A 12514-nucleotide genomic window follows, 5' to 3' on the forward strand; every position below is an offset into this window, starting at 1 on the left:
TGTGTCAATGGCCGCCCAGATACGCGTTGCGCACCTCTTCGTTGACCAGCAGTTCCTTGCCGGTGCCGGTCAGGCGGATTTCACCGTTGACCATCACATAGGCCCGGTCCGACAGCCTGAGGGCGTGGTTGGCGTTCTGCTCCACCAGAAAGATCGTCATGCCGGTGGACGCCAGTTCCCGCAAGGTGGCGAAGATCTGTTTGACCACGATCGGCGCCAATCCCAGGCTGGGTTCATCGAGCAGCAACAACTTGGGCCGGCTCATCAGCGCCCGGGCGATGGCGAGCATCTGCTGCTCGCCCCCGGACATGGTCATGGCCCGCTGGTTGCGCCGCTCCTTGAGCCGCGGGAACAGCTCGAACATGCGCTGCATGTCTTCGCTGGCGTGCTTGTCACCGATGGGAATGGTGCCCATCAACAGGTTTTCCTCAACGGTCATGTCAGGGAATACCCGCCGTCCTTCCGGCGATTGCGCGATGCCGTTGGAGGCGATGTAGTGGGACGACTTGTGCGTGATGTCCACGCCCTGGTAGATAATCTGCCCACTCGCCGCCCGCGGCTGGCCGAAAATCGACATCAGCAACGTGGACTTGCCGGCACCGTTGGAGCCAATCAGGCTGACGGTTTCACCTTCCCCAATGTGCATCGAGACTTTTTTCAGGGCCTGGATCGGCCCATAGAATACGTCCAGCTCCTTGAGTTCGAGGATAGGTCCACTCATACCAGCTCCTCTTCATCGGCACCCAGGTAGGCCGCGATCACCTTCGGATCGTTGCGAATCGCCTCGGGACCGCCCTCGGCGATCACGTTGCCGTGGTCCAGCACCACGATGTGGTCGGAAATGCTCATTACCATGCCCATGTCGTGTTCGATCAGCACCACGGTCAGATCGTGCTCGTCGCGCAGCAGCCGGATCATCGCGCTCAGCGCTTCGGTTTCCTGAGGGTTTAGGCCGGCGGCCGGTTCGTCGAGACAGATGATCTGCGGGCGGGTGCACATGGCCCGGGCAATTTCCAAGCGCCGTTGCTGGCCATAGGAAAGTTCGCCCGCCAGCCGGTTGGCGCAATCCACCAGGTCCACCACTTCCAGCCAGTAGAAGGCGTGGTCCAGGGCATCGCTTTCTGCCTGGCGGTAACCCTTGGTGTTGAGCACGCCCGCCACCAGACTGCGATTGACCCACATGTGCTGAGCCACCAACAGGTTCTCCAGCACGGACATTTCCTTGAACAGGCGAATGTTCTGGAAGGTCCGCGCCAGGCCTGCACGGTTCACCAGGTGGGTGCCGCCGAACATCTTGTAGAACACCCGGCTGGCGAAGGATTTGGGGGACACGAAGTCAGTGGGACGAAACGGTTCGCCCAACAGCTTGATGACATCGGTCCGCTCGCCGCGCACATTGAGCTCGATTTTGCCGCCTGTGGCCTTGTAGAAACCGGTCAGGCAGTTGAACACCGTGGTCTTGCCCGCACCGTTGGGGCCGATCAGGGCGAAGATCGAGTTGCGCTTGACTTGCAGGCTGACGTCGCTGAGGGCCTTGATCCCACCGAATTGCATCATCAGGTTTTCAACGGTAAGCACGACTTCGCTCATGGCGCTACTCCCTTACGCGGCGTCACCCCGGTACGACTGATGCGAATCAGGCCGCGCGGGCGCCAGATCATCATCAACACCATCAGCACGCCGAACAGCAGCACCCGGTATTCCGAGAAGCTGCGCAGCAACTCCGGCGCCACGGTGAGGACAAATGCAGCGATGACCACGCCCACTGTCGACCCCATGCCGCCCAGTACCACGATCGCCAGAATCAGCGCCGACTCGAAGAAGGTGAACGACGAGGGGTTGACGAAGCCCTGGTAACTGGCAAAGAACACGCCTGCCAGGCCCGCCGTGGAAGCACCAATGGTGAACGCCGAGAGCTTGACCAGCACATGGTTCAGGCCCATGGAGCGGCAGGCGATCTCGTCTTCGCGCAAGGCTTCCCAGGCGCGACCGACCGGCATGCGGGTCAGGCGATGCTTGACGTAGAGCACCAGCAACACGGTGATGAACAGGACGATGTAGATGAACAGGAATTTGACGTTGGGGTTGTAGGCAATGCCGAAGAACTCGTGGAACGGCACCCCGCCCTCCTTCGCTCGCCGGCCGAACTCCAGGCCGAAGAAGGTCGGCGACGGCACCGGCATGCCATTCGGCCCGCCGGTAAACGACAGCCAGTTGTTGAGCACCAGCCGGATGATCTCGCCAAAACCCAGGGTCACGATGGCCAGGTAGTCACCGTGCATTCGCAACACGGGGAATCCTAATATGCACCCGGCCATCGCCGCCGCAATCGCCGCCAGCGGCAGCACCGTCCAGAACCCCAGCCCCAGGTATTGGTAACCCAGCGCCAGGCCATAGGCGCCGATGGCATAGAACGCCACGTAACCCAGGTCGAGCAGCCCGGCCAGGCCGACCACGATGTTAAGCCCCAGGCCCAGCAGTACATAGATCAGCCCGAGGATGACCACCGTGAGCACGTATTTGTTGGCAAAAAACGGGAACACGATGGCAATCACGATCAACGCCGGGATGATCCAGCGCAGGCGCGACTTGTAGTCTGGCGGCAGCACATGCACGCCGGAGCTGGTGCTTTCGAACCCCTGGAGAATCTTCAGACCCTTGGGGGTTTGCAGAAACAGGCTCAAGGCAAAGCGCCCGACCATCACGATCGCCACCAGCCAGCCCACGCGGGCCGGTTGCAGGTTGAAGCTGTAGCCGTCGAGCACCACGCCGACAATCGGCCCGAACACGATCAGCGAGATCAGGCCAGCCAGGATCGCGTCGATGACGCTCTTTTTGATATCAATCGGTTTATTGGCAGCAGACATACTTATACCTTCGCCACGTGTGGGCGACCCAACAGGCCTTGGGGACGGAAAATCAGAATCAGCACCAGCAGCGAGAAACTGAACACGTCTTTGTAGTCAGAGTTGATCAGACCGGCGAACAGCGACTCGGAGATGCCGAGGATGATCCCGCCCAGCATCGCCCCAGGCAGGGAACCGATGCCGCCGAGTACCGCCGCGGTGAACGCCTTGATGCCGATGATGAAGCCGGCATAGAAGTCGAAGGTGCCGTAGTTCATGGTGATCAGCACACCGGCCAGGGCCGCCATGGCCGCACCGATGACGAACACATAGGAAATCACCCGGTCGGTGTTGATCCCGAGGATGGAGGCCATCTTGCGGTCTTGCTGGGTCGCGCGGCACATACGGCCGAGCTTGGTGTACTTGATGATGTAGGTCAGCAAGGCCATCCCGGCGAATGCGGCGACCAGGATGAAGATCTTGGTGTAGGTCAGCTGGACGAAGCCGCTGCCGATGTCCACGCGCATGGCGCCTTCGAGCAACGTGGGCACGCCCTGTTGGCGAGCGCCCTGGCTGATCTGGGCATAGTTCTGCAGGATCAGCGAAATGCCGATGGCACTGATCAGCGGTGCCAGGCGAGTGGAGTTACGCAGGGGTTTGTAGGCGACGCGCTCGATCACCCAGCCGTAGACGCCGGTCACCACCACGGTGAACACCAGCGTGCCGAGAATCATGAGGGGGAAGGATTCGATACCGAACCAGGCCAGCAGAGCCAGACTGATCGCCGCGAGGTACGCAGAGATCATGTAAACCTCGCCGTGGGCGAAGTTGATCATGCCGATGATGCCGTAGACCATTGTGTAGCCGATGGCGATCAGACCATAGACCGACCCGAGGGTCAGGCCATTGATCAGTTGCTGCAGGAAAATACCATCCATAACGCAATCTCACGCATTTGAGAGACTGCACGCACACCGCTGCGACGGACCGGGGTTCAGCCGCCGACGCTGCACGATGTGCGCGCAGCTCTCGGGAGAAAAGACAGGTACTGCATGAATACGGATAAACCTCCCGGCACCTGGGGCGCCGGGCGATTCAGCCGTTCATGTCACTTCTGTTTTTCCAGCTGATGGTATTTGCCGTCCTTGTCCCACTGGTAAACCACGTAGTCGGAGACTTTCAGGTCACCCTTGGAGTCCCACTCCTTCTTGCCCATCACGGTCTGGACCGGATTGGCCTTGAGCCATTCGGCCGCGGCTTCGCCGTCATTTTTCTTGGCGCCGTTGAAACCGGCCGCCAAGGCCTGGACCGAGGCGTAGGCGTACAGGGTGTAGCCTTCCGGCTCGGTGCCCTTGGCACGGAACGCGTCCACCACGGCCTTGCTGTCTGGCAGCAGGCGTGGGTCGGCGCCGAAGGTCATGTACACACCATCCACGTATTGCGGGCCGCCGGCGGTGGTGACCAGTTCGTCGGTGACGATGCCGTCGTCGGACATGAATTTCACGTCCTTGAGGCCTTGCTCACGCAACTGGCGGACCAGTGGGCCGGCTTCCGGGTGCAGACCGCCGAAGTAGACCACGTCGGCACCGGCCGAACGGATCTTGGTGACCACGGCGCTGAAGTCTTTCTCGCCACGGGTCAGGCCTTCGTACAGCACCGGCTCCACGCCACGCTTGGCCAACTGCGCCTTGGTAGCATCCGCCAGGCCCTGACCGTAGGTGTCCTTGTCGTGCAGGACGACCACTTTCTTGCCCTTGAGCACGTCAACGATGTAGTCGCCGGCGACGATGCCCTGCTGGTCGTCACGACCGCACATACGGAACATCGCGCTCAGGCCGCGCTCGGTGACCTGCGGGTTGGTGGAACCCGGAGTGATGGAGATGATGCCGGCATCGCCGTAGACCTCGGACGCCGGGATGGTGGACGAGGAACAGAAGTGACCGACCACGCCAAGAACCTTGTCCTGATCGACAAAGCGGTTGGCCACGGCCACGGCCTGCTTCGGTTCGCAGGCGTCGTCGCCCTGTACCAGAATGATTTTCTCGCCGTTCACGCCACCCTTGGCATTGATCTCGTCTGCCGCCGCTTGTGCGCCTTTCATGTACTGCTCGCCAAATGCCGCGTTGGCACCGGTCATCGGACCCGCTACGCCGATCTTGACGTCGGCCTGAGCAAACGCAGAAACACCCAGCGCAGCTGCCACTGCGAGGGCCAGAAAGCCTTTCTTGTAAAACGTCTGGGACATGAGGTGGTGCTCCAAGGTTTTTTTTAGTTGGCACTGCGACTTCACTGAAAAGCTCAGAGCAAGCGCCGTGCCATCGGTTTTTTATTCTTAAAAAAGTCGCTGCTTTATTGTTATTTCGACTGTTTCGAGCCCTTTTTTATTGGGCGTGCAACCGTCTAAACCGCACAAGGTACAACCATAGAACCAAATGGGTACAACCCTCCCTGAGCCATCATTGCAACCATCACACGAAACGACGTGCAACCCACCTGTAACAACCCGCGTCACCGAACTGCACACTGGCGGTGCACAACTGCTACAACCCGCACCATAACAGGCTAGACGTTGTGGTGGAAAACGAGCGCTGCGGCAACATTTTTCAACATTCAGATCACAATTCGCAGGCACTGGCCGGCGTGATACAGCGAAAAACCCGCTTCATACAAGCAGCTGCGCAAGCCTGTCCCGGCCAGTGGCCGCATGGCGGCGAAGGGAATCGGCAGCGCGCTGGCGTCGCCGTGACACAGATAGTCGGCAAAGGCTTTGCCCACTACTGTGCCAGTCGTCACGCCGCGGCCGTTGTAACCCGTCACGGCCACCAGACCGGGGGCCGGCTCGAACAGGCGCATCAGGTGATCGGGGGTGAAGGCGATACACCCGGTCCAGGTGCATTCCCATTCCACCGGCTTGAGGTAAGGGAAATAGTGCTGTTGCACCCGGTCGGCCCACGCCTTGAGGAACCAGGTGGGTTTGCGATTGCCATTCCCCAGGCTACCCAGCAACAGACGCCCGTCCTTGTCCCGACGAATGCTGCTCAAGACCTGGCGGGTGTCCCACGAGCCCTGGCCGCCTGGCAGAATGCGCTGCGCCGCTTCGTCGGTCAGCGGAGCGGAGGCAACCTGATAGTAGTAACCGGGAAAGAAATTGCGCCGCAGCTCCGTCCAGTCACCTTCGGTGTAGGCATTGGACGCGATCACCACTTGCTCGGCCAGTACCGAACCCTGGGCAGTTTGCACCGACCAGCGCTGCCCTTGGCGTTCCAGGCGCGTGACGGGGGAATGATCAAACAACTGGCCACCAAGGTCGCTGGCAGCCTTGGCCAGCCCACTGGTGTAGGCCATCGGATTTAGCGTGCCGGCACGCCGGTCGAGCAATGCCGCAGCGATTTTCGAGGTGCCCGTGGCCTGGGCACACGCCTGGCCGGTGAGCAACTCCACCGGGGCGCCACGGCGCTTCCATTGTTCTTCACGACTGCGCAGGTCCGCTTCGCCCCTGGCGTTGTGAGCCATGTGCAGCGTGCCTTCGCGGCGCAGCTGGCAATCAATGTTGTATTTATCGACGAGGCTGAACACCAGCGCCGGCGCCGCCCCGAGCATGCGATTGAGCTGGCTGCCCACCGCTTCGCCGAAGCCGGCTTCTATCTCATCCGGCGGGATCCACAAGCCGGCGTTGACCAATCCGACATTGCGCCCCGACCCACCATGCCCGGCCCGATGGGCCTCCAGCCCAGCCACGCGCTTGCCTTGTTCGAGCAAATGCACCGCCGCCGACAAACCGGTAAAACCTGCGCCGATCACGCAGACATCCACCGTGATTTCGCCGGTGAGGGCGGTATTTTCAGGTCTTTGCGGCGTCAGTTTTTCCCACAGACATTCTTCGCGTAACGGCATTGCCAGACTCCGGAAATGAAACCCAACCACTGCACATAAACTCATGGTGGGAGCGAGCCTGCTCGCGATGCGGTTTACCTTGCAACATCCATGTTGGCTGATCCGACGCTATCGCGAGCAGGCTCGCTCCCACAGGGGACACTCGTTGACACGACCTCAGTCGAAGGTAATCCCCTGCGCCAACGGCAGCTCCAGCGAGTAGTTCACGGTGTTGGTCTGGCGACGCATGTAACCGCGCCATGCATCGGAGCCTGACTCACGTCCGCCGCCAGTCTCTTTCTCGCCGCCGAACGCGCCGCCGATTTCCGCGCCGCTCGGGCCGATGTTGACGTTGGCGATGCCGCAGTCGCTGCCCACTGCTGACATGAATTGCTCGGCTTCACGCACGTCCGTGGTGAAGATGCAGGACGACAGGCCTTGAGGCACCGCGTTATTGAGTTGCAGGGCCTGGGCAAAATCCTTGTAGCCGACCACATAAAGGATCGGCGCGAAGGTTTCGTGGCACACCACATCGCTCTGCTCCGGCATCTCGACGATGGCCGGCGAGACGTAATAGGCATTCGGGAACTGGTCTTCAAGCTGACGTTTGCCACCAAATACTCGCCCGCCTTCGCTCAAGGCCTGCTCCAGTGCATCCTGCATGTTTTCGAAGCTCTGCTTGTCGATCAGCGGCCCGACCAGGTTGCCTTCCAGCGGATGGCCGATGCGCACTTTCGAATAAGCGGCCTTGAGCCGGCTGACGATCTCTTCTTTCACTGACTCATGGGCAATCAGGCGGCGCAGCGTCGTGCAACGTTGGCCGGCGGTGCCGACGGCGCTGAACAGGATGGCGCGCACGGCCATGTCCAGATCGGCGCTGGGGGCCAGGATCATCGCATTGTTGCCACCCAGCTCGAGGATGCTGCGGGCAAAGCGCGCGGCGACTTTCGGCGCCACTTCACGGCCCATGCGGGTGCTGCCGGTGGCGCTGATCAACGCCACGCGCGGATCGTCCACCAGCGCTTCGCCGGCATCGCGACCGCCGATGATCACTTGACTGAGGTACGGTGGCGCATCGCTGAAGTTCTTCAGCACACGTTCGAACAACGCCTGGCAGGCCAGGGCGGTGAGCGGGGTCTTTTCCGAGGGTTTCCAGATCACCGCATTGCCGCAAACCAGGGCCAGCGTGGTGTTCCAGGCCCAGACCGCCACGGGGAAGTTGAAAGCGCTGATCACGCCGACCACGCCCAGCGGATGCCAGGATTCACGCATGTGGTGGCCCGGACGCTCGGAGGCGATGGTCAGGCCGTACAGCTGACGGGACAGACCGACTGCGAAGTCGCAGATGTCGATCATCTCTTGCACTTCACCCAAACCTTCCTGGGTGATCTTGCCGGCTTCCCAGGACACCAGCTCGCCGAGGTCGGCCTTGTACTCGCGCAGCAGATCACCAAATTGACGTACCAACTCGCCGCGGCGAGGGGCCGGCACCTGGCGCCACAGGTCGAACGCATGCTCGGCGCGGCTGACCTGCTGCTCAACCTCTGCGGCGCCCTCCCAGTTCACGGCGCCGATGCGACTGCCGTCGATGGGCGAATGCACCGGTTGTGTGCCGCTCTGGTACAAGGCCGGTTCGACACCCAGACGATCAAGCAATGCAGCAACCATGGTTAATTCCTCAAACAAAAGACAAAGAATTGGCAGCCGGACGATCACGGCTGATCAGACCTGTAGTTGTAGCTGGCCCGAGACTTGCCAACAAACGACCTTTAAGCGAGATATCATTCCGTTTATTCATGCTGGCCATGACCGGATAAGCAGCGCCACAAGAAATAAGGCCTCATCATGATCAATAAACGCTATTTGCCGTCGATCACGGCGCTACAGTGCTTCGAAGCGGTGACCCGACACCTGAGCTTCACTCGCGCCGCCGAAGAGCTGAACCTGACTCAGAGCGCCGTCAGCAAACAGGTCGCACAGTTGGAGGAACTGCTACAGCATTTGCTGTTTCGCCGCGTACGTCGACGCTTGCAGCTGACACCGGCCGGGGATTTGTACCTGGGGGAGGTACGAAAAATCCTTACGCAGGTGGAGATGTCGACCCACTACTTGCGCTCCTACGGCGGCGATACCGAAGTCCTACGGGTTTCCACACCGCCAACCTTCGGAGCTCGCTGGCTGGTCCCACGGCTCAAAGGCTGGCGCCTGCGGCACCCGAAAATTCATCTGGACCTGTGCAGCGAGCAGGAGGCCGACGACTTGCTTCAGGGGCGCAGCGACCTGGCGTTCTATTTCGGCCAGGGCTCACGGCCCGGCGCCGAATCCCTGAAACTGTTCGGCGAAGAACTGGTGCCGGTCTGCGCGCCTGGCAATCTGCCGGCCCAGCCCTTCAGCGACCCGACGCAACTGACCGATCTGGTGCTGCTGCAAAACGCCTCACGCCCCCAGGCCTGGCACGACTGGTTCGCCAGCCAGGGTTATCACACCGAACACAGCTACCACGGGCCGCGCTTCGAAACGTTCTACATGTGCATCCGGGCCGCCCAGGTTGGCTGCGGCGTCGCCCTGCTGCCGCGCTTTCTGGTGGAAGAAGAACTGGCTGACGGCAAGCTGGTGATCCCCTGGCACTATGCGATGCCCAGTACCGATGCCTATTACCTGGCCTATCCTGAACATTCGGCGGAAGTGCCCAAGGTCAGGCTTTTTGTGGAGTGGATGCTGGAGCAGATCGAGGCCTCAATGGCACCTTGAGCATGGCTATCGCGGGCAAGCCTTGCTCCCACAGGGGGTGTGCACAGCTGCCGGTCGCCCACTCTCTTGTGGGAGCAAGGCTTGCCCGCAATGAGGCCCGTTGGCATATCCAGACACTCCAGCGGGGTACCCGCCGTTAAAAAATCGCTGGCAATACTCACCAGGGTTATGCGCCACTAGCCCCTTCACCACCAACCGCTTCACCCCGCTGCCCGCCGCAGCGGCCTGTCTGGAGATTCCCGCCATGAGCGAGAGTGTATTTGCCGATCGCATCGTGCAGAACCTGCTCGACACCGACTTCTACAAACTGACGATGATGCAGGCGGTGCTGCACAACTACCCCAACGTCGAAGTCGAATGGGAATTTCGCTGCCGCAACAGCGAAGACCTGCGCCCGTATCTGGCGGAGATCCGCTTTCAGATCGAACGCCTGGCCGAGCTGAATCTGAGCGTCGACCAGTTGGGCTTCCTGGAGCGCATCAGCTTCCTCAAACCCGATTTCCTGCGTTTTCTGGGCCTGTTCCGTTTCAATCTGCGCTATGTGCACACCGGTATCGAGAACGGCGAGCTGTTTATCCGCCTGTGTGGGCCATGGTTGCATGTGATTCTGTTCGAAGTGCCGCTGCTGGCCATCGTCAGCGAGGTACGTAATCGCTATCGCTACCGCGAGATCGTTCTGGAGCAGGCGCGCGAACAGCTGTATCGCAAGTTCGACTGGCTGACCGCCAACGCCAGCGCCGACGAGTTATCCGAACTGCAGGTCGCGGACTTCGGCACCCGCCGGCGGTTTTCCTATCGCGTCCAGGAAGAAGTCGTCAACGTGCTCAAGCACGATTTCCCTGGACGCTTCGTCGGCACCAGCAATGTGCACCTGTCCCGCGAGCTGGACATGAAACCCCTGGGCACCATGGCCCACGAATGGATCATGGCCCATCAGCAACTGGGCCCGCGGCTGATCGACAGTCAGATCGCCGCCCTCGATTGCTGGGTGCGTGAGTACCGGGGCCTGCTGGGAATCGCACTGACCGATTGCATCACCATGGACGCTTTCCTCAAGGACTTCGATCTGTTCTTCGCCAAGCTGTTCGACGGCTTGCGCCATGACTCCGGGGACCCGGTCATCTGGGCCGAAAAAGCCATTGCTCACTACCACAAGCTCGGTATCGACCCGATGAGCAAGACGCTGGTGTTCTCCGATAGCCTGACACTGCCCAAATGCCTGGAGATTTTTCGGGCATTGCGTGGTCGCATTAATGTCAGCTTCGGTATCGGCACCAACCTGACGTGTGACATCCCGGGTGTGGAGCCGATGAGCATCGTGCTTAAAATGATCAGCTGTGACGGGCAACCCGTGGCCAAGATTTCAGACGAGCCCGGCAAGACCCACTGCAAAGACCCGAATTTCGTCGCTTACATGCGACACGTTTTCCAAGTACCTGCCGCCCTTTGACACACCAAGCAAGGAGTGAATTCATGCAAGCCGTACAGCGTGAGATTGCTGAACAGCTCAAGGTTCAGCCACCGTTCGCCGATGACGCTGCCCTCAAGGCCGAAGTCGCTCGTCGGGTGGGCTTTATCCAGGATTGTCTGGTCAACTCCGGACTCAAGACCCTCGTACTGGGCATCAGCGGCGGGGTCGATTCGCTGACCGCCGGCCTGTTGGCCCAACGCGCCGCGCGTGAACTGCGGGAGAAAACCGGCAACGCCGCCTACAAGTTCATTGCCGTGCGCCTGCCGTACGAAACCCAGTTCGACGAACATGAAGCCCAGGCCTGCGTGGACTTCATCGAGCCGGACGAGCGCCATACCGTCAACATCGGTCCGGCGGTCAAGGCACTGGCCAAGGAAGTACTGGCGTTCGAAGGCAAAGGGCCGGGCTCCCGGGATTTCGTGCTGGGCAATACCAAGGCGCGGATGCGCATGGTGGCGCAGTACACCATCGCCGGTGCCGAGCAAGGCCTGGTCATCGGCACCGACCATGCGGCCGAAGCCGTGATGGGTTTCTTCACCAAGTTCGGTGACGGCGCCTGTGACCTGGCGCCGTTGAGCGGCCTGGTGAAAAACCAGGTCCGGGCTATTGCCCGAGACTTCGGTGCGCCGGAATCGCTGGTGGAAAAAGTCCCCACTGCCGACCTTGAGGACCTGTCGCCCGGCAAGCCCGACGAAGCCGCCCACGGCGTGACCTATGGCGAGATCGATGCGTTCCTGCATGGGCTGCCGGTGCGCGAAGAAGCCGCTCGAATCATTTGCGAGACCTATCGCAAGACCGAGCACAAGCGGGTGATGCCGTACGCGCCGTGACCGGCAATCCCTGTGGGAGCGAGCCTGCTCGCGATAGCGGTGGGTCAGTTTGCATTGATGTTGAATGTGCTGCCGTCATCGCGAGCAGGCTCGCTCCCACAGGAGGTGCGGTTATCGGCCAGGCACAAAAAAGCGCCCTGAAACGGGCGCTTTTTTTATGCCTGATGTGATTACTTCAGGGTAACCGTGCCTTTCATCATCGAGATGTGGCCCGGGAACGAGCAGAAGAAGCCGTATTTCTCATCGGCGCTCAGTTTCGATACATCGAAAGTCACCGAGTCCTTCTCCTTGGCCCCAATGAGCTTGGTGTGAGCGATGATGCGCGCATCGCCTTCTTTGAGGTAGTTCTTGTCGATGCCGGCTGCCAGGCCATCGGTAGCAATCGGCTGCATGTCAGCCTCTTTGCTCAGTACCCAGTTATGGCCCATGACGTTCTTCGGCAAGTTGCCTGAGTGAGTCAGTTCAACGGTGAAGGTCTTGCAGCTCTTGTCGATCTCGATGGCCTTGGTGCTGAAGGACATCTGGTCGGTCGAGTCGATGGTGGTCTTGCACTCGGCTGCCATCAGCTGGCTGCTGGCCAGCGTCAACAGGGATACTGCAGCAAGTTTGGCAAACATGGTGAATCTCCAAGGCATGGTTAGAAAAATTCCGTCAATGGGGAAGACTGCCTGAATTTCAGACAAGTTCCTATGACCTGAGTCAAAGATTGTATACAACTTAAGGCTATCAGCCTGATGAGCATA

The 12514-nt window shown here is 60.5% G+C and carries 11 protein-coding genes; 3 read left to right on the forward strand and 8 right to left on the reverse strand.

What is annotated here, in order from left to right; genetic code table 11:
- Positions 1–4: 4 nt before the first annotated feature.
- The 7 genes from HQ912_RS25610 to HQ912_RS25640 all read right to left on the reverse strand — a co-directional run bounded on the left by HQ912_RS25610 (position 5) and on the right by HQ912_RS25640 (position 8387).
- A complete protein-coding gene (locus HQ912_RS25610; protein ID WP_076382886.1) occupies positions 5–721 on the reverse strand; it encodes an ABC transporter ATP-binding protein in 717 nt (238 codons plus the stop codon).
- A complete protein-coding gene (locus tag HQ912_RS25615; protein WP_047227338.1) occupies positions 718–1590 on the reverse strand; it encodes an ABC transporter ATP-binding protein in 873 nt (290 codons plus the stop codon). Before HQ912_RS25615 ends, HQ912_RS25610 begins: the two co-directional genes overlap by 4 nt.
- Complete coding sequence (gene livM / locus HQ912_RS25620) at positions 1587–2867, reverse strand: high-affinity branched-chain amino acid ABC transporter permease LivM (protein WP_047227337.1); 1281 nt, start codon at positions 2865–2867, stop codon at positions 1587–1589. The genes HQ912_RS25615 and livM overlap by 4 nt, the downstream gene beginning before the upstream one ends.
- A 2-nt stretch (positions 2868–2869) precedes the next feature.
- Positions 2870–3784 carry an ABC transporter permease subunit gene (locus HQ912_RS25625; RefSeq protein ID WP_047227336.1) on the reverse strand — a complete coding sequence of 305 codons (915 nt, stop codon included), beginning with the start codon at positions 3782–3784 and terminating at the stop codon, positions 2870–2872.
- Positions 3785–3954: 170 nt separating this feature from the next.
- A complete protein-coding gene (locus tag HQ912_RS25630; RefSeq protein WP_173407441.1) occupies positions 3955–5091 on the reverse strand; it encodes a branched-chain amino acid ABC transporter substrate-binding protein in 1137 nt (378 codons plus the stop codon).
- A gap of 365 nt (positions 5092–5456) precedes the next feature.
- Positions 5457–6740: an NAD(P)/FAD-dependent oxidoreductase gene (locus HQ912_RS25635; RefSeq protein WP_173407442.1), complete on the reverse strand. Its 1284-nt coding sequence runs from the start codon at positions 6738–6740 to the stop codon at positions 5457–5459.
- 156 nt (positions 6741–6896) lie between these two features.
- Positions 6897–8387: an aldehyde dehydrogenase family protein gene (locus HQ912_RS25640; protein WP_047227333.1), complete on the reverse strand. Its 1491-nt coding sequence runs from the start codon at positions 8385–8387 to the stop codon at positions 6897–6899.
- A gap of 177 nt (positions 8388–8564) precedes the next feature.
- Between HQ912_RS25640 and HQ912_RS25645 the strand changes: the two genes are divergently transcribed.
- The 3 genes from HQ912_RS25645 (at position 8565) to nadE (ending at position 11771) form a co-directional block, all read left to right on the forward strand.
- Positions 8565–9470 (forward strand): LysR family transcriptional regulator, encoded by a 906-nt coding sequence (locus tag HQ912_RS25645; RefSeq protein ID WP_047227332.1) that lies wholly within the window; start codon positions 8565–8567, stop codon positions 9468–9470.
- A 244-nt stretch (positions 9471–9714) separates the two neighbouring features.
- On the forward strand, positions 9715–10920 hold the full coding sequence (gene pncB, locus HQ912_RS25650; protein ID WP_173407443.1) for a nicotinate phosphoribosyltransferase: 1206 nt from the start codon (positions 9715–9717) through the stop codon (positions 10918–10920).
- 23 nt (positions 10921–10943) lie between these two features.
- On the forward strand, positions 10944–11771 hold the full coding sequence (nadE, locus tag HQ912_RS25655; protein ID WP_047227330.1) for an ammonia-dependent NAD(+) synthetase: 828 nt from the start codon (positions 10944–10946) through the stop codon (positions 11769–11771).
- A 170-nt stretch (positions 11772–11941) separates the two neighbouring features.
- Here nadE and azu read toward each other — a convergent pair whose 3' ends face one another.
- Complete coding sequence (azu, locus tag HQ912_RS25660; RefSeq protein WP_173407444.1) at positions 11942–12388, reverse strand: azurin; 447 nt, start codon at positions 12386–12388, stop codon at positions 11942–11944.
- Positions 12389–12514 lie beyond the last annotated feature (126 nt).

This window comes from Pseudomonas sp. MPDS, from assembly GCF_013283895.1.
GTDB lineage: Bacteria > Pseudomonadota > Gammaproteobacteria > Pseudomonadales > Pseudomonadaceae > Aquipseudomonas > Aquipseudomonas rhizophila.